19 protein-coding genes are annotated in these 16,927 nt (G+C 59.6%); 10 read left to right on the top strand and 9 right to left on the bottom strand.

Translation table 11 applies throughout. The features are described from left to right. Nucleotides 1-137: 137 nt before the first annotated feature. Genes ACR0ER_RS13515 through ACR0ER_RS13525 form a run of 3 tightly spaced genes read left to right on the top strand, consistent with a single transcriptional unit; the run spans nucleotide 138 to nucleotide 3,224 of the window. Nucleotides 138-809: a response regulator transcription factor gene (locus ACR0ER_RS13515; RefSeq protein WP_480769391.1), complete on the top strand. Its 672-nt coding sequence runs from the start codon at nucleotides 138-140 to the stop codon at nucleotides 807-809. Next, nucleotides 802-2,193: a sensor histidine kinase N-terminal domain-containing protein gene (locus ACR0ER_RS13520; protein WP_480769392.1), complete on the top strand. Its 1,392-nt coding sequence runs from the start codon at nucleotides 802-804 to the stop codon at nucleotides 2,191-2,193. The genes ACR0ER_RS13515 and ACR0ER_RS13520 overlap by 8 nt, the downstream gene beginning before the upstream one ends. Beyond that, nucleotides 2,190-3,224, top strand: a complete 1,035-nt coding sequence (locus ACR0ER_RS13525) for an ABC transporter substrate-binding protein (RefSeq protein WP_480769393.1) — start codon at nucleotides 2,190-2,192, stop codon at nucleotides 3,222-3,224. The genes ACR0ER_RS13520 and ACR0ER_RS13525 overlap by 4 nt, the downstream gene beginning before the upstream one ends. Here the strand turns inward: ACR0ER_RS13525 and ACR0ER_RS13530 are convergent. Genes ACR0ER_RS13530 through ACR0ER_RS13540 form a run of 3 tightly spaced genes read right to left on the bottom strand, consistent with a single transcriptional unit; the run spans nucleotide 3,221 to nucleotide 6,800 of the window. Further along, nucleotides 3,221-4,759 carry a heme biosynthesis HemY N-terminal domain-containing protein gene (locus ACR0ER_RS13530; RefSeq protein ID WP_480769394.1) on the bottom strand — a complete coding sequence of 513 codons (1,539 nt, stop codon included), beginning with the start codon at nucleotides 4,757-4,759 and terminating at the stop codon, nucleotides 3,221-3,223. The two genes, ACR0ER_RS13525 and ACR0ER_RS13530, sit on opposite strands and share 4 nt — an antisense overlap. 10 nt (nucleotides 4,760-4,769) lie before the next feature. Further along, the gene (locus tag ACR0ER_RS13535; RefSeq protein WP_480769395.1) at nucleotides 4,770-6,032 is read right to left on the bottom strand and encodes a COG4223 family protein; all 1,263 of its coding nucleotides are present in this window, start codon (nucleotides 6,030-6,032) and stop codon (nucleotides 4,770-4,772) included. 54 nt (nucleotides 6,033-6,086) lie between these two features. Continuing rightward, a complete protein-coding gene (locus tag ACR0ER_RS13540; protein WP_480769396.1) occupies nucleotides 6,087-6,800 on the bottom strand; it encodes a uroporphyrinogen-III synthase in 714 nt (237 codons plus the stop codon). 97 nt (nucleotides 6,801-6,897) lie between these two features. Between ACR0ER_RS13540 and tsaD the strand changes: the two genes are divergently transcribed. Genes tsaD through ACR0ER_RS13560 form a run of 4 tightly spaced genes read left to right on the top strand, consistent with a single transcriptional unit; the run spans nucleotide 6,898 to nucleotide 9,647 of the window. Next, complete coding sequence (tsaD, locus tag ACR0ER_RS13545; protein WP_480769397.1) at nucleotides 6,898-7,995, top strand: tRNA (adenosine(37)-N6)-threonylcarbamoyltransferase complex transferase subunit TsaD; 1,098 nt, start codon at nucleotides 6,898-6,900, stop codon at nucleotides 7,993-7,995. Next, entirely contained in the window at nucleotides 7,992-8,954 is a 963-nt protein-coding gene (locus tag ACR0ER_RS13550) for an NAD(P)H-dependent glycerol-3-phosphate dehydrogenase (RefSeq protein WP_480769398.1), read from the top strand. Before tsaD ends, ACR0ER_RS13550 begins: the two co-directional genes overlap by 4 nt. 1 nt (nucleotide 8,955) lies before the next feature. Next, nucleotides 8,956-9,225 carry a YciI family protein gene (locus ACR0ER_RS13555; RefSeq protein ID WP_170326081.1) on the top strand — a complete coding sequence of 90 codons (270 nt, stop codon included), beginning with the start codon at nucleotides 8,956-8,958 and terminating at the stop codon, nucleotides 9,223-9,225. Continuing rightward, nucleotides 9,225-9,647, top strand: coding sequence for an EVE domain-containing protein (locus ACR0ER_RS13560; RefSeq protein ID WP_480769399.1), 423 nt, complete (start codon nucleotides 9,225-9,227; stop codon nucleotides 9,645-9,647). Before ACR0ER_RS13555 ends, ACR0ER_RS13560 begins: the two co-directional genes overlap by 1 nt. A 217-nt stretch (nucleotides 9,648-9,864) precedes the next feature. Here the strand turns inward: ACR0ER_RS13560 and ACR0ER_RS13565 are convergent, their stop codons facing one another. Continuing rightward, nucleotides 9,865-10,206, bottom strand: coding sequence for a DUF2853 family protein (locus ACR0ER_RS13565; RefSeq protein ID WP_480769400.1), 342 nt, complete (start codon nucleotides 10,204-10,206; stop codon nucleotides 9,865-9,867). 198 nt (nucleotides 10,207-10,404) lie between these two features. Here ACR0ER_RS13565 and ACR0ER_RS13570 point away from each other — a divergent pair, with 198 nt between their 5' ends. Further along, the gene (locus ACR0ER_RS13570) at nucleotides 10,405-11,052 is read left to right on the top strand and encodes a DUF899 family protein (protein WP_480769401.1); all 648 of its coding nucleotides are present in this window, start codon (nucleotides 10,405-10,407) and stop codon (nucleotides 11,050-11,052) included. A gap of 57 nt (nucleotides 11,053-11,109) precedes the next feature. Here the strand turns inward: ACR0ER_RS13570 and ahcY are convergent, their stop codons facing one another. Then, a complete protein-coding gene (ahcY, locus tag ACR0ER_RS13575) occupies nucleotides 11,110-12,498 on the bottom strand; it encodes an adenosylhomocysteinase (protein ID WP_480769402.1) in 1,389 nt (462 codons plus the stop codon). A gap of 102 nt (nucleotides 12,499-12,600) precedes the next feature. Further along, entirely contained in the window at nucleotides 12,601-12,915 is a 315-nt protein-coding gene (locus tag ACR0ER_RS13580) for a hypothetical protein (RefSeq protein ID WP_170334369.1), read from the bottom strand. 205 nt (nucleotides 12,916-13,120) lie between these two features. On the opposite strand from ACR0ER_RS13580, the gene ACR0ER_RS13585 reads away from it, so the two are divergent. Further along, nucleotides 13,121-13,714, top strand: coding sequence for an HD domain-containing protein (locus tag ACR0ER_RS13585; RefSeq protein WP_480769403.1), 594 nt, complete (start codon nucleotides 13,121-13,123; stop codon nucleotides 13,712-13,714). On the opposite strand, the gene ACR0ER_RS13590 is transcribed toward ACR0ER_RS13585, so the two are convergent. From ACR0ER_RS13590 to ACR0ER_RS13600, 3 genes are all read right to left on the bottom strand, one after another. Beyond that, complete coding sequence (locus ACR0ER_RS13590; protein WP_480769404.1) at nucleotides 13,711-14,082, bottom strand: VOC family protein; 372 nt, start codon at nucleotides 14,080-14,082, stop codon at nucleotides 13,711-13,713. The two genes, ACR0ER_RS13585 and ACR0ER_RS13590, sit on opposite strands and share 4 nt — an antisense overlap. 89 nt (nucleotides 14,083-14,171) lie before the next feature. Next, on the bottom strand, nucleotides 14,172-14,726 hold the full coding sequence (locus ACR0ER_RS13595; protein WP_170334363.1) for an ActR/PrrA/RegA family redox response regulator transcription factor: 555 nt from the start codon (nucleotides 14,724-14,726) through the stop codon (nucleotides 14,172-14,174). Nucleotides 14,727-14,802: 76 nt separating this feature from the next. Further along, on the bottom strand, nucleotides 14,803-15,423 hold the full coding sequence (locus ACR0ER_RS13600) for an SCO family protein (protein WP_480769405.1): 621 nt from the start codon (nucleotides 15,421-15,423) through the stop codon (nucleotides 14,803-14,805). A gap of 92 nt (nucleotides 15,424-15,515) precedes the next feature. Here ACR0ER_RS13600 and regB point away from each other — a divergent pair, with 92 nt between their 5' ends. Next, a complete protein-coding gene (regB, locus tag ACR0ER_RS13605) occupies nucleotides 15,516-16,913 on the top strand; it encodes a sensor histidine kinase RegB (protein ID WP_480769406.1) in 1,398 nt (465 codons plus the stop codon). Nucleotides 16,914-16,927 lie beyond the last annotated feature (14 nt).

Consider the following 16,927-nt stretch of genomic DNA (forward strand, 5'->3'; position numbering starts at 1 on the left):
CCTCAGGTCTTTTTGGGCCGCGTCTCAGCGACCGAAACTGATCCCCGCAGGCGCGTGTCCTTGCAGGTCGTACCTGTTTACCGAATAATGCTGTCACGAACCTGTCATGGTTCCTGCGTTCGGCTTTGGGAGGGGTCATGCGCGTTTTGATGATCGAAGATGCCGAAGACCTGGCCGAGGGCGTTGTGGCCCATCTGGCGCGATCTGGTGTGGTGTGCGATCTGGCGACCACCGTGGAATCTGCCAGCGATTTCCGCGCGGTACAAAGCTATGACGCCATGCTGCTGGACATCAATCTGCCTGACGGGTCCGGGTTGAACTTCCTTGGCAAAATCCGCGCCTCTGGGGATCGCACACCGGTACTGATGCTGACCGCGCTCACCTCGGTCGAGGACCGCGTGGCCGCCTTGGACAAGGGTGCCGACGACTATTTGGGCAAACCCTTCGACCAACGCGAACTGGAAGCCCGCCTGAGAGCCCTTGTCCGCCGGGACGCTGACCGCAAGAGCGAACAGATCACGCTGGGTCCGCTGATCTATGCCCCCAAGGACCGCAGCGCCACGTTGGAGGGCAAGCGCCTGACCCTGACCGCCCGTGAGGCCGCCGTGCTGGACGCGCTGATCCGGCATGAGGGGCAATTCCTGTCGAAAACACGGCTCTATGACTCGCTTTACGGGTTCGAGGATGCCGATGTGGGCGAAAACGCCATTGAGCTTTATATCGCGCGTTTAAGAAAGAAATTCACCGGCAGTGCCGTCAGCATTACCACCCAGCGCGGGGTCGGGTATCGGATCGGTCTGGATGGCTAGGCTGCACCTGCCCCACAGTCTGACGGCGCGGGTATTAAGCGCAGTAATGCTTATCCTGATCCTCGGCGGCTGTCTTGTGGCGTTGTCAATCTGGGCCAATGGTCGGCTGGCGGCGCGGCAGGCCTATGACCGGCTGCTGTTGGGCGCGGCCAGCGATATTGCCGAATCCGTACGCATTCAGGATGGCGAGCCATTCGTGGACCTGCCGGTCTCTGCCTTCCAACTGCTGGCGCAGGCGCCGGATGACCGGATTTTCTATGCGGTGCAGGTGCCGAATGGCCCTTTCATCACTGGGTTGGATCGCGACACGGTAATTGACGTCCCGCAGCAACCCGGCACCGCGCCCTTCTATTTCGCGGCAAACCTGAACGGAGAACCCGCCCGCTTTGTCCGTGTGGCCCGCCTGTTTGCCGAACGGGAGTTTTCAGGCGAAGTTGAGGTTCTGGTTGGCCAGACCTTGCGCGCACGTCAGTCTATGACCGCCGGTTTGATGCGTGATGCGCTGCTGCCCATGGCCCTTGCAGGAGTTTTACTGCTGGTCATGTCGTGGTTCGTCACCCGCTCTGCCCTGCGCCCGCTTGAGGCGCTGTCCGACGACCTCACCCGTCGCGACCCGCACGACCTTACACCAATGGCCAGTGATGGGCTGCCGCGTGAACTGCAGGTGATGCTAACCGCGATGAACCGGTTCATGGGGCGGCTCGACCGGCAGGTGGATTCGATGCGCAACCTGATCGCCGACACCGCGCATCAGTTGCGCACCCCCGTTGCTGCCATCCGGGTGCAGGCCGAGATCGCGCAGGACGATCCCGATCCCCCGGCCCGCGCGCGCGCCTTGGACCGGCTGCTCAGACGCACACGGTCACTGGGTACTCTGCTGGATCAGCTGCTGTCGCGCGCCATGGTGATCCACCGCATCGACAGCGCTCCCCGGCGCCCAGTTGACTTGCGCGAAGTGGCGCTGGACGTGTTGGAGCAAAGCGATCACGAATTGGTGGCACCCGGCGTCGAAGTGCGGTTGGAGATCGGTGAAACCCCGGTGTTCATTAACGCCGACGCCTTTTCCCTTGGTGAGGCCGCAAAGAACCTGCTGGGCAATGCGCTGCGGCACGGTGAACCACCTGTCAGCATCGGTACAACGCAAGAGGGCACCCGCGCCGTTCTGTGGGTGCGCGATCATGGCCTCGGCCCCGCCACCCCTATCGCCGATCACATCGGGGACCGGTTCAACCGCACCACCGGATCGGGCGAGGACAGCAGCGGGCTGGGCCTGTCGATCGTGAAATCCACCGCCGAGGCTTTTGACGGCAAGGTCGAGATGACCCGCGACGAAACCGGATTTCGCGCAGCACTCAGCTTTCCGGCCACAAGGGGGATGGAATGATCCGCGCCCTGATACTCTGCCTTTTGTTTGCCCTGCCCGGCACCACGCGTGCGCAGGAAGCCACCGCCAGTTTCGGCGGCGGCAATGACCCGATGCTGATCCGATCAACGACCGACATCGCCATCATTGCACCGGTGCTAGAACGCTTTGCCGAGCTGAACCCTGACCTGCAGATCACCTACGAACAATGGGGATCGAATGCGCTGTTCCAGCACAGCCGCACGGTCTGCAAGGGTGGCCAGAGCCCCGCCGATGTGGTGTTTTCCTCGGCCATTCAGCAGATGGTGTGGCTGGTCAATTCCGCCTGTGCTCACCGTTACCGTTCCCCCAGAACCGAAGCCCTGCCGGAGGCACGCCGCTGGCGGAATGAGCTGTGGGGGATCACTACCGAACCTGCCGTCATCGCCTATAACAAGGCGCTGCTGGACGATCAGCACGTGCCTCGCAACCGCTTTGCCCTGCTGGACGCAATGCGCACACAGCCCGATCTGCTGCGGGGTCGGGTGGCAACCTATGACATCGCGGCATCCGGTCTGGGGTACCTGTTCGCCTATGGTGACAGTCTTGAGGCCACGACCTTTGGTTCCCTGATCGAAGGCTTTGCCCGCATCGATGCCGTGGCCACCTGCTGTTCATCCGAGATCATCCGCGACGTGGCCGAGGGGCGGTTCCTGATCGCCTACAATGTTCTGGGGTCCTACGTCGCCAATGCCGATGCCCCCGGCGTGGGCGTGATCCTGCCCGAGGATTACACGCTGGTCCTGTCCCGCGCCTTCATGATCCCAGCGCAGGCGGGCAACAAGGATGCCGCGACCGGGTTTTTGGATTTCCTTTTGTCACCCGAGGCGCAAAACCTGCTGGCGGCTTCGGGACTCGTGGCCCAGATGGACGCGGCCGAGACTGGCCTGACCCCCAGCGCCCGCCGCTTTATCGCGCTGTCCCCGGCGCTGCTGGTCGCGCGGGACCAGAACCGCCGGGCAGAGCTGTTCAAACTGTGGAACGATGCCTTTGACGTCGAAACCGCGCGCTAGGCCTGTTTCTCGACCACTGGTTCTCCATCCGCATTTACAGCCGGTTCGGCATCGGGCCGGACGGGTTCTACCGGCATCTCGATGACCTCGGGCTCAACCGTTTCCTCGACCTCTTCGATTTCAGGTTCCGGCTCGGGCTCGGCTTCCTGTTTGTCCTCAAGCGCGCCGACGATCAGCGGCAGCATGTGAACGCCTGTGGCCGTTGCGATCTCGGGCGTTTGCGGGGTTTGCCAGCTGAGCGTATCAAAGCTGCCGCAATTCTGGCAGATCGGGGCCCATTCGGACTGAATGTCGTGGCAGTTGTCACAGACCCATTGCGGCCCACGCGGCGCGTTCAGCGCCTTGGCCAGCCAGCCCTGCACCACGGCGTCCGAGGCACCTTCCCCCCGTTCAATCGCCGCCATCAGGGTATAAGCGCGCGCGTCGGCCTGTTTTTCCACCACATCGCCCAGCGCCCGGCGGGCCTCGGGGAAATCCTCGGCCACGATGTTCAACTCAGCCAGAATCAGGCGCGTTTCCGGGTTTTCCGGGTGAATGCGGGTCAGCGCGGTAAAGCGTTTGATCCGCGCCTCGGGCGTTTCATCCGGCGCGATTTCGGCAAAGGCATGGGCCAGATCGGGGTGCGGCTGCACTTCCCAGGCTTTTTTCAGGATCTTAGTCGCGGCGCGCGGTTTGCCCTTTTCGATATAGGCCCGCGCGGCCATCGCAGCGGCGGGCACAAGATCGGGCGACAGGCGGTTGGCCTCGATCGCGTGTTCTTGCTGTTCAACCGTTGCGCCCTCGGCCAGAATATCCTTGGCCTCGGACAGAGCCAGCACCGCATCGCGGCGCTTGAACACGTCACGCGGTAGGTGACCGGCCTTCAGCTTGGCGGTCAGAGTCGAACGCGCACCGCTCCAATCCTGCGATTTGGTTTGCAGACCCAGCAAAATGTCCTGCGTCTCGGCATGGCGCGGTTTGATCGCCAGCGCCTTTTCGGCCAACTTGCGAGCGGTGTCATCGTCGCCCTCGGCCAGTTTCTGTTTCATGATGCCGCGCACGCCGACAAACCGGGTGGCGTTGTTGGTGACCAGCTTTTTATAGGTCTCGGACGCCTTAGTGGTATCGCCATTCATCTCAGCCGCCTGCGCCACCAGCAGGTTGGTCAATTCCGGCTTGTTCAGCAGCTTTTCGGCCTTGTAGGCCTTGTTCATCGCCACGCGACCCTCGCCCGAGGCCAGCGCCATCAGACCATCGGCCAGCGCCTGATAGCCCCGCTTTTCACGGCTGCGATCGAAATACCGCGACAGCGCAGTTTCGTCGCCATTAAGGAAATGAAGCGTTGCGATCAGCAGGGTCAGCAGCTTGAAGAACACCCAGATCAGGACAATCAGAACGCCCAGCGCAATCACCGATTGCAACGGCCCCAAGGTGAATTCCTGACCCCACGCCGTGATCTGCACACCGCCACTGGTTTCCATAAGGAACATGGCGCCCATGGCCAGCAGGCCGATAATCGCTACAAAAACAAGGATCTTTAACAATGACCACAGCATGGCAGGTCCTTCAGTTCGAGTTTACGCTGGATTGCAGCGCATTTGCGGCGTCTACCGCAGCCTCACGGGTTTGAGCCGCCTGCTCCCAATCGGCCATCGCTGTTTGGGCCGCTTCGGGCAGGGATTTCAGTTCGCTCAACGCGGTTCCAACATCACCGCCCGCCAGCGCAGCCTCTGCCCGCGACAAGACCGCATCGGGGCTGTCGCCCTCTTGCGGTGTAACCGAGCGCGCGCCGGTCTGGCGCTGCAGGAACGCGACCAGACCCGTGGCCTTGTCCGCATCTCGCGCATCGGCCAGTGCCGCGCGGGCTGCAGGCGCGAAAGAGCTCCGCAGTGCGGCCAGGGTGGCAACACCATCTTTTGCCGGCGTCGACAATGCCTCGGGCACGGTCACGCCGCCAGCTGTCAGTTCGGCCACCAGACCATCATAAGGCTGGCCAGCGTCCAGTTGGCTGTGCACCTGAGACAGGATCGATGCATTGGTGGCCGCTTGCGCCTTGGCAGCGGCCTGCGCCTCAAGCGCTTGCGCGTCTGAGACCATTTTCTCGACCTCGGCCCGCTGCGCGGCCAGTGAATCCTGCAGTTTCTTCAGTTCGGCTTCAAAAGCGGCTGACACTTCGGGCGAGGCGCCTTGCGTCAGCGCGCCGCTTTCCAGATCGCTCAGACGGCTGGCCAGAGGATCGATCTTGCCCGCCAGCCCGTCGAGGCTGGACTTCACCGTGTCCAGTTCCGCGCTGATCGGCGTGATCTGATCCGTCAGGGCGGCAATTTTGCTGTCCACATCCGAACTATCTGAACTGTCGGCCAAGGAGGATTTCCTCAGCGCCTCGATCTGGCTGGACTGATCATTCAGTTTCGCCTCAAGCGCCGCGAGGCCATCGGACTCGCCGGACCCGAAGAAACCTGCGCTGCCTGCTGCAAACCCGATCCCGGCCGCAAGCACACCGCCCAGCAGGGCCGGCACAAAGCCGCCGCGTTTTTCCGGCTCAGGTTCGGCGGGTTTGTCTGCGACCGCTGCGACAGGTTCTTCCACAACCGGCTCGATGGCCGCTTCGGCTTCGGCTTCGGCTTCGGCTTCGGCTTCGGCTTCGGCTTCGGCTTCGGCTTCGGCTTCGGCTTCGGCTTCGGCTTCGGCTTCGGCTTCGGAAAGGGCCTCTTCTACCGGCTGGGTCGCGTCAAGAGGCGCATCGTTCTGCGAGGAAACGGTTTCAACCACTTCATCCGACTTGGGGTCTTCCACCGGCTTTTGATCGGTTTTTTTCTTACGAGCCACCGCAATATTCCCCTTATCGAATCCAATTTCACATGAATAACAGACCACTCTAGGTTAATCGGTGGCCTCGCCGCCCTCAACCCGCATCGCGTGTTTCACAAGTTTTTTAACCGCTTTCTGCATTTTCTTCGGGGTTGGCTCTTTGGCGATCTTCAGGCGCGCATAGTCCAAGGAATAAAGGGCTTCCGCAGTCGCGTCACTGATTGCGGCCAGCCACAAGGGCGCCGAACCGACCCAGATATCGGCAAATTGTCGCGCCGTTCTGGGCGAAAAGAGCGGCGCGATGACCGGCACATTTTCCTCGGCGGCCGCCGCAGCTTCGGATGTCAGCGGTAACAGTCGCTGCTGGTAGACGGGCTGTTCGCGCACGGTCAGGCCCGACTCGGTCAGGCGGGTGGCTATGTTTCCGCGGCTGTGTTCGCCCCGAAGATGCAGCAGTGGACTTTCAGGCCGATGCTTCAGCAGAAAGGCCACCAGTTCCTCAGCAGTTGCACCAACCATCTGCGCATCCCAACCAGCGCCTTTTGCGGTGCCTGTGGTCGCAGGACCCACGCAAAAAGCAGGCATGTCCCGTGTCAGACCCAGAGACACGGCAGCATTCACAGCATTGGCCGACGTGAAAATCAGCCCTTGCACCCCGTTGATATCCACGCTGATCGGCAGGGGTTTGATCTCGAGGATCGGGGAATAGATGACGTCGACCCGTGATCTGGTGCGGGTCGGCAGCTGCGCAACGAACCGTTCAGAGGCCGCACGCGGGCGAGTCATCAGCAAATACAACAGTCGGCGCCTTCCGCCTTGGGATTGTTTGCATCCGCGCGGGGTGATACCCCGCTTGGCAATCAAGGTGTAACGGATCAGGCCAATGGTGCAAACACTTACCGTCCTCGGGCTGGAAAGCAGCTGTGACGACACGGCAGCAGCCGTGGTGCGCCAAACGGATGGCGCGCGGGCCGAAGTGCTGTCGTCCATCGTGCATGGCCAGACCGAATTGCACAGCGCTTTCGGCGGCGTGGTGCCCGAGATCGCCGCCCGTGCCCATGCGGAAAAGCTGGATACCTGCGTCATGCAGGCGCTTGAGGCCGCAGGTCTGACCTTGGCCGACATCGACGCCATTGCCGTCACCGCCGGGCCGGGTCTGATTGGCGGTGTTATGTCCGGCGTCATGTGTGCCAAAGGGCTGAGCGCCGCGACCGGCTTGCCACTGATTGGCGTGAATCATCTGGCTGGACACGCGCTGACACCGCGTCTGACCGACGGGATCTCGTTCCCCTATTTGATGCTCTTGGTATCGGGCGGCCACTGTCAATACCTGATCGCGCACGGGCCGGAACAGTTCACCCGTTTGGGCGGCACCATCGACGACGCGCCTGGCGAGGCCTTCGACAAAACCGCTCGCCTGCTGGGCCTGCCGCAACCTGGTGGCCCCGCGGTCGAGGTCGAGGCGCGGTCGGGCGATCCTAAACGCTTCCGCTTTCCCCGGCCTTTGCTGGACCGCCCCGGATGTGACCTATCCTTCTCGGGTCTCAAAACCGCGCTGATGCGAATGCGAGATCAGATCGTCGCCGAAAAAGGCGGCCTGACCCGGCAGGACCGCGCGGATTTGTGCGCCGGGTTTCAGCAGGCCATTGTGGACACTCTGGCCGAAAAGACTCGCCGTGCCATGGATCTGTATCTGGAGGAAGACCCCTCTGACCCGGTGATCGCTGTGGCTGGCGGTGTTGCTGCGAACTCGGCAATTCGTTCCGCGTTAGAGACTGTTTGCGCCGAAAAAGGCACCCGTTTCACAGCGCCTCCGCTGGCGTTGTGCACCGACAACGCGGCCATGATCGCCTATGCCGGGCTGGAGCGATTTCGCGCCGGTGCCCGCGATGGTCTGGACCTGACCGCCCGACCCCGCTGGCCGTTGGACCAAACCAGCCCCGCCATGCTGGGCAGCGGCAAGAAAGGCGCAAAGGCATGAGTGTTTCGGTACTGGGTTCTGGTGCGTTCGGCACGGCACTCGCGATCTCGCTGGCTGGAAACGGGCCGGTTACGTTGTGGTCGCGAAACGCCGAATACGCCCGACACATGCAGAACAACCGCGAGAATACCGCGCGACTACCAAACGTGGCGCTGCCGGGAGCGATCACGGTGACGGCCGATATTCAGGATGCGGTTACGGCCGACGTGCTGTTGCTGGCCGTACCCATGCAGAAACTGCGCGCGGCCCTGAAGGAACACGCCACGGTGCTGGCTGGGAAAACACTGGTCGCCTGCTGCAAGGGGATAGAGCTTTCGTCCGGCCTCGGCCCCATTTCCGTGATCCGCGAAACCATCCCGGACGCCCGCCCTGCCCTTCTGACCGGCCCCAGCTTTGCCGATGACATCGCGCGCGGTCTGCCCACCGCGTTGACCCTGGCCTGCGCCGATGACGATCTGAGCCAGACCCTGCAACATGAGCTGACCACGGCCAACCTGCGCCTTTATCGCACCACCGACGTGATCGGTGCGGAACTGGGCGGAGCGTTGAAAAACGTCATGGCCATTGGCTGCGGAGCAGCCATCGGGGCGGGCCTCGGCGACAGTGCCCGCGCCGCCCTGATGACCCGTGGATTTGCCGAAATGCAGCGCTTTGCCCTGATGCGTGGCGCGCAACCAGAGACGTTGATGGGGCTGTCAGGGCTGGGGGATCTGGTCCTCACCTGCTCGTCTGAGCTGTCCCGAAACTACCGTTTTGGCCTGAGTTTGGGTCTGAATCGCCCCTTTGACAGCCACACAACAGTCGAAGGGGTCGCTACTGCGCGCGCCATGTCCGAGATTGCCACACGTGAGGGTCTGGACATGCCCATCAGCGCCACAGTGGCAGACCTGAGCCACGGCATCTACAGTGTCACACAAGCCATCGAAACCCTGCTTAACCGACCCCTCAAGGAGGAATAACATGCTGATCGCCCTCATCGCCCGTGACAAGGACGGCGCCCTGCAAACCCGGCTGGACAACCGCGCCGCGCATCTGGCCTATATTGAGGAAACCGGCGTTGTTTCTCAGGCCGGTCCGCTGCTGAACGGTGACGCGATGATCGGCTCGCTTGTGATCCTTGAGGTCGAAGACATGGCCGCCGCGGAAATCTGGGCCGAAAACGATCCCTATGCCAAGGCAGGGCTGTTCCAGTCCGTCGACCTGATCCCGTGGAAGAAGGTCATCGGTTGATGGCATATTGGCTGTTCAAATCCGAGCCGTCGACCTGGAGCTGGGACCAGCAGGTTGCAAAAGGGGATGCGGGCGAAGAATGGGACGGCGTGCGCAACTATCAGGCGCGCAATTTCATGCGGCAGATGGCCGTCGGCGATCGCGGGTTTTTCTATCACTCGCAAAAGGACAAGGCCATTGTCGGCATCGTCGAGGTTTGCGCTGAGGCTCATCCCGACAGCACTACTGATGATGATCGCTGGGAATGCGTGGATATCAAGGCGGTGCGACCGTTCACAACGCCGGTAACACTGGACCAGATCAAAGCGGATGAACGTCTGGATCAGATGGTGCTGGTGAAGAACTCTCGGCTGTCGGTGCAACCGGTCAGCGAGGCCGAATGGCAGGTGATCTGCGCAATGGGTGAAACGCCAGCGGATTGATAAAAAGGGAAGGTCCTGACGGATGCAGAACCTTCCCTACCCCCGCGTGCTCCCTACTCACCACACGCGTATGGAAATCTCTGGCTCTGACCGTCCTGGTCACACTTGGACCATAGCCGGGTTTCGGCAACCATTTCAAATGCTAAGTCCTTAAAAAAAGGCTCAAATACAAAACGCCCGCCGATGGGGGCGGGCGCTATATCGAAAAACGGGCAGATTAGCCGTAAACGGCTTCTTTGCCGAAATGCTTTGTCAGCATGTAGTAGACCACGGCACGGTACTTGTTGCGCTCGGACATGCCATAGGTCTCCAGAACCTTGTTGATGGCCTCCATCAATTCCGGTCCTTCGGTCAGACCCAGTTTCTTGATAAGAAAGTTGTTCTTGACGGTCTCAAGCTCACCGTCCTGCGTGGCTGCCACGGTTGACGCGTCGGCGTCATAGATCGCCGGACCGCAACCGATGGTAACCTTTGTCAGCAGGTCCATATCGGCGTCCATCCCGCATTTGTCTTTCAGGTCTTCTGCATATTTGGCGATCAGATCGTCGCGTTTTCCCATGGTCATCTCCTGGTTCAAAATTGGTTTCTGGCTACACCAGCGCCGCAAACACGGTAACGGGCGCAAAAAATAGCACAAAGGGAAAAATTCACAGCATTCCCCCTAAAACCGTGAAGTCGATCCTCAACTTGGTTTTGACTCGGCTCTATTTAACATTTACGTTAAATAAAGACTACCACTCGAAGTCAGGAGGTCACAATGCCCGTGTCACTACCAAACGAGAGCCCACAATACAGAGCCGCCCGAAACACCCTGCTGAAGGCGGAGGCCGACCTAAGAGCCAATGTCGAGAAGGTTGCAAACCTGCGGCGCAACCTGCCTAAAGGAGGGGAAATTCTGCAGGACTATATTTTCAAATCAGAACGGGGTGAGCCTGCACCATTGTCATCTCTGTTCGGCTTTCACGATACGTTGGCCATTTATTCCCTCATGTACGGTCCTGACGCACAGTCGCCCTGCCCGATGTGTTCGGCCTTTCTGGACGGGTTGAATGGACAAGTCGCACATATCTCTCAGAAAATAGCTTTTGCAGTGGTGGCTCAAAACACCACAGAAAAACTGGTCGCTCTCAAGTCAAAGATGGAGTGGAATGATCTGCCGCTCTATTCCGCGCTTGGTACGGATTATCAGCGCGACTATCTGGCCGAAGCCCAAGACGGAAGCCAACTGCCGATCCTGAATGTCTTTCAGTGCGATCAAGACGGCATCACTCATTTCTGGAGCTCGGAATTGTTCTTCGAGCCCAGCGAATGGCATCCGCGGCACGTGGATGCGGCCTGGCCCCTGTGGAACATATTGGATTTTACCCCTCAAGGCCGCGGAGACTTCATACCCTCACTACGTTGACGGCAAAAGAAAACGGCGGCCAATCGGCCGCCGCTTCTTTTCCGACATTTGCGAAAATCAGTAGCGATAATGCTCAGGCTTGTACGGGCCTTCGGGCTTTACGCCTATATAAGCCGCCTGCTCGTTGTCCATCTTGGTCAGCTTCACACCGATGCGGTCCAGATGCAGACGGGCCACTTTCTCATCCAGATGCTTGGGCAGGATGTAGACCTTGTTTTCGTACTGATCGCCTTTGGTGAACAGTTCGATCTGCGCCAGAACCTGATTGGTGAAGGATGCCGACATCACGAAGGACGGGTGGCCTGTGGCGTTGCCGAGGTTCAGCAGACGGCCTTCGGACAGCAGGATGATACGGTTGCCCGAGGGCATCTCGATCATGTCCACCTGTTCCTTGATGTTGGTCCACTTGTGATTCTTCAGGCTGGCGACCTGAATTTCGTTGTCAAAGTGGCCGATGTTGCCGACGATAGCCATGTCCTTCATCTCGCGCATATGCTCGATGCGGATCACGTCCTTGTTGCCGGTGGTGGTGATGAAGATATCAGCCGATGCAACTTCGTCTTCCAGCAGGGTGACTTCGAACCCGTCCATCGCCGCTTGCAGGGCGCAGATCGGGTCGACTTCGGTCACTTTCACACGGGCACCGGCGCCACGCAGCGACGCGGCCGATCCTTTGCCCACGTCACCATAACCACAAACAACAGCAACCTTACCGGCCATCATGGTGTCGGTGGCGCGGCGGATACCATCGACCAGCGATTCCTTACAGCCGTATTTGTTGTCGAATTTCGACTTGGTGACCGAGTCATTCACGTTGATCGCCGGGAACGGCAGGTGGCCGTCTTTCACGAGCTGATACAGACGGTTCACGCCGGTGGTGGTTTCCTCGGACACGCCCTGGATCTGGTCACGCATTTTGGTGAACCAGCCCGGAGACGCCGCCATCCGCTTGGCGATCTGCTTCTTGATCACCTCTTCCTCTTCCGAACCCGGAACAGGGATGATGTCTTCGCCTGCCTCGGCACGTGCACCCAAAAGGATGTACAGCGTTGCATCGCCACCATCGTCCAGGATCATGTTCGGACCGTCTTCGAACAGGAAGGACTTGTCCAGATAATCCCAATGCTCTTCCAGCGTCTGGCCTTTGATGGCGAAGACCGGAATGCCAGCTTCGGCAATAGCGGCGGCGGCGTGATCCTGGGTCGAGAAGATGTTGCACGACGCCCAGCGCACATCCGCGCCCAGCGCCACCAGCGTTTCAATCAGAACGGCGGTCTGGATGGTCATGTGCAGCGACCCGACGATACGGGCGCCCTTCAGAGGCTTGCTCTCACCATATTCTGAACGAAGTGACATCAGCCCCGGCATCTCGGTTTCAGCGATGTCCAGCTCTTTGCGGCCAAAGCCCGCCAATGAAATGTCTTTAACGATATAGTCCCCGGCCATTAGTTACTCCACTCCGGTAAAACACAGTCCAAATTGCCCCTAACATTCCTTGAGGCAGGTGGCAACGTGAATGGCCGGAAACGGGGTATTCCGCTTCTCAAATCAGCTGGGTTGACCCTTTAGCTTGATCTTCGGGATCGCTTCAAAAAAATCGGTGCCAACGGCGACAATACAACTAATGCCATTCGCCTGGGTCACCAGAACCGTGTAGCTTCCGGTTTCCTTCGAGGTCCAGACCTCCATAATCGTCTGCGCACCGCGCGTTTTCTGCAATCCGCCAAAGACCAACTCTTCTGAATAGCTGTTCTGTAGCTTGTCGATCACATGCTCGCGCTGCGCACAACTTTGGGCAAATACGGGTGGGGCAGTGGCGGCCATTCCAAAGGCCAGAGTAATTCCAAACAGACGCTTAAACATAGCTAGCTCCCTTCGATACGAGTTACGTTCCGAGAGGGGCACACCAGGAGGAGCATGCACCCCCCTCAGCACAAATGTCGGTATCACCACGCACTGGTTCAAAGCACGACTGGTCAAGAAAAAGTTGGCAGCTGGTGATCTCGACAGGTACATCATAACACAAAAGCGCGAAATTAGCGTGTCCAACTTCACAAGGCATGGCAGAATGGCAACACAAGCACGAGCATGGCAGCGGATGCTGTCGGGGCGCAGGCTGGACCTGCTGGACCCGACTCCTGTGGACATCGAAATCGAAGATATCGCCCACGGACTGGCCTTTGTGGCCCGCTGGAACGGTCAAACAGCAGGGGATTTTGCCTATTCCGTGGCCGAGCATTCCCTGCTGGTCGAAGAGCTTTTTGGCCGGATTGCCCCGAAAGCACCGGTAAAATGGCGGCTCGCGGCTTTGTTACACGACGCGCCGGAATATGTGATCGGAGATATGATCTCTCCGGTCAAATCCGCCGTCGGCCCCGATTACGGCGCGCTGGACGATCGGTTGGCCGCCGCGATCCACATCCGCTTTGGCCTGCCTGCTGCGGTGCCGAAAACGGTGAAACGACAGATCAAAAAGGCCGACAAGATCAGCGCCTGGATGGAGGCCACCCAGATCGCGGGCTTTTCCGAGGCCGAGGCGACCAAATTCTTTGGTCGGCCGGATAAGGCGGTGATGGAGGGGTTGGAGATTACCTTACGCCCGCCGGTTGAAGTACGACGAGCGTATATGGCGCGACATGAAGCTCTGCTGGATCAGCTTTAGCCGAAGACGTAGAAACAGATTTTATTGCCATCCAGATCGCGGGCATAAGCGCCATAAAACCGATCCGGAACCCGTTGTCCGGGTTCGCCTTCGTCTGTAGCACCAAGACTGATAGCTCTGTCATAAAGTGCCTTGGCTTCGTCCTTGGACTCGGCTGCAAAGGCAACCATGCCACCATTTCCCGCTGTACAAGCTTCGCCATCAAATGGAGTACAAACAGCGAGCATCGGAGCCGAGGGATCGTTGCCGATAAAGGCAATGCGACCAGCATCTATCACAACTTTTGCACCTTTTTCGGCAAACAGGTTCGTATAAAAATCCTTAGCGCGCTCCATGTCTGAAACGCCGATGGTCACATAGCCGATCATTTAAGAGACTCCTCTATTGTCTTCATTTTTCAAAGCAGACAATCGAAAATGAAAGCTGAAGTATCAAATCACGTAGCAGTGACAGCAATTCACCGAGGACTGCGCTTCGCCAGTATCCGCTGCAAGGTCCGGCGGTGCATGTTCAGGCGGCGGGCGGTTTCACTCACGTTCCGGTCACACAACTCATAGACCCGCTGGATATGCTCCCAACGGACACGATCCGCGCTCATGGGGTTTTCCGGCGGCGGGGGCAGTTCGTCGCCCTTGGCCAATAGTGCGCTGGTGATGTCGGTGGCGTCAGCGGGTTTGGACAGATAATCGGTTGCTCCGATCTTGACGGCGGCCACTGCGGTGGCAATCGCGCCATATCCGGTTAGAACCACGACCCGGCTGTCGGGGCGTTTTTCGCGCAGAACTTCGACCACATCCAAACCGTTGCCATCCTCTAGCCGCAGATCGACTACGGCGTAAGCGGGCGGGCGGGCGGTGGAAATGGCGCGGCCTGCGGCGACGGACCCTGCGGTTTCAACCTCGAACCCGCGTTTTTCCATGGCTTTGGCCAGTCGCCTCAGAAACGGCTCGTCATCATCCACCAGAAGCAGGGATTTATCGGGGCCGATATCGAGGTCAGTGCTGTCCGCCATATTCTGTTCTTTCCGCTATTTCACGCCGTTGGCTTAAACATGAGTAATAGCAGCGCCATTCCAAAGGTCAAACGGATCAGAGCTTGTCCAGAAAACACCCGACCTTGTCGGCCATCTGTTCCGCCGTGTCATCACGGTTGAAAAATTCAAGAAAGCCCTGTTCGGGCGTCACCAGATAGGTAAAGGTGGAATGGTCGACCAGATAGTACTCATCGCTTTTGTCATGCGCCCGGTAGTATGTCTTGTAGGCTTGGCTGGCGGCTTTGACCTGCTCGGGTGATCCGGTCAGGCCAATAGTCTTACCGCCGAGATTGAAGGCAAAGTCATCCACCACTTCGGGCGTGTCACGGTCGGGATCAATCGAAATGAACAGCGGTGTCACCGACTGGCCGCGCTCGGCCAGAATGTCCACTGCCTCGGCGTTGCGCGACATGTCAAAGGGGCAGACATCAGGGCAGAAGGTATAGCCGAAATAAACCAGCGTCGGTTCGGTGATCACATCGGCGTCGGTGACAGTTTCGCCCTTGCCATTGACCAGCTCGAACGGGCCGCCGATTGCCGCTGTACCGCCCGCGATTTGGGCAGACCGGCATTGTGCGAACTGATCGTCCGACCCCGCCCCTCGCGTCAGCAGCCACATGGCGCCCAGACCAACGGTTAGAACAACGGTTGCAAGGATGGCGTAAAGGCGGATCATGGCATCAATCCTGGGATGAGAGGGGTTGTTGATCGTTTCGGCCCGGACACCTATCAAGATGATCAGCCGATGCAACAGGACATAATCGACCGATGGCAAATTCCAACATCACATTATGGCGCAGTCAGGAACGCAGCAGCTGGATCCGGCTGCGCACGCTGATCCTCCTGCGCTGGGTGGCCATCATCGGCCAGTTCACCGCCATCACGGTTGCACAACAGTATTTTCAGGTGCAGCTGGAGTTGGCGCTGTGTTATCTGGCCATCGGCGTTTCGGTCATGGGCAACATGACCGCCATCCTGCTGTTTCCGAAAAACAAGCGCCTGACTGAGTTCGAAAACTTCCTGATGGTGCTATTCGACCTGTCTCAGCTGGCGATCCTGTTGTACCTGACCGGTGGCCTGAACAACCCCTTTGCCCTGCTGTTGCTGGGGCCGGTGACGATTTCTGCGAATGTGATGAGCACGCGCTCGACCGTGATCGTGGGGGCGGTGGCGATTGTGCTGACAAGCTTACTGGCCGAGTTTCACCTGCCGTTGCGCACCGAACAAGGCTTGATACTACAGATTCCGGATTTGCTTTTGTTCGGCAATTGGGCGGCAGTTGTCATCGCCATCGTCTTTATCGGCGCCTATTCCCACCGCGTCAGTTCCGAAGTGCAGTCCATGTCCGAGGCGCTCTCGGCCACGCATATGGCGCTGGCACGGGAACAGAAACTGACCGATCTGGGCGGCGTGGTTGCCGCCGCTGCGCATGAACTGGGCACGCCACTGGCAACAATCAAACTGACCAGTTCCGAACTGATTGAGGAACTGGATGACCGCCCCGACCTGAAAGAGGACGCCGCCCTGATCCGAGAACAGGCCAATCGTTGCCGCGATATTCTGCGTGACATGGGCCGAGCCGGGAAAGACGATCTGCACCTGCGTCAGGCCCCCCTGTCCACCGTCGTGCATGAGGCCGCTGAGCCGCACCTCCATCGAGGCAAGTTCGTTCACTTTGCCGAAGGTCCGGCGGGCGACGGAGATGTTCAGCAACCGTCGATCCTGCGCAAGCCCGAGATCATCCACGGCCTACGCAACCTGATCCAGAACGCTGTGGATTTTGCCCGCGCCAATGTCTGGGTCGAGGCCGAATGGACCACGGATCAGATCACCGTAAACATCATGGATGACGGGCGCGGATACCCGTCGCAGATGATCGGCCGGATCGGTGACCCCTTCATGCGCCGCCGCCGGGTCGAGAAAGATCAAAGAACCCGCCCGGAATATGAAGGCATGGGGCTGGGCCTGTTCATCGCCAAGACCCTGCTGGAACGCAGCGGTGCCGAGCTGGATTTTGCCAACGGCTCGGACCCCTATCAGACCCTGTGCGACAATCCTGAACGCCGCGGCGCGATTGTGCGGGTGTCGTGGCCGCGCAATCTGGTGGATGCCCAGACTGGCGACACCCCTGTTCCATCCGGAGAAAACCAGCAGATCCGGGTCTGAGTTAAGACCCCGTT

It is taken from the genome of Ruegeria sp. CH8 (assembly GCF_056536985.1).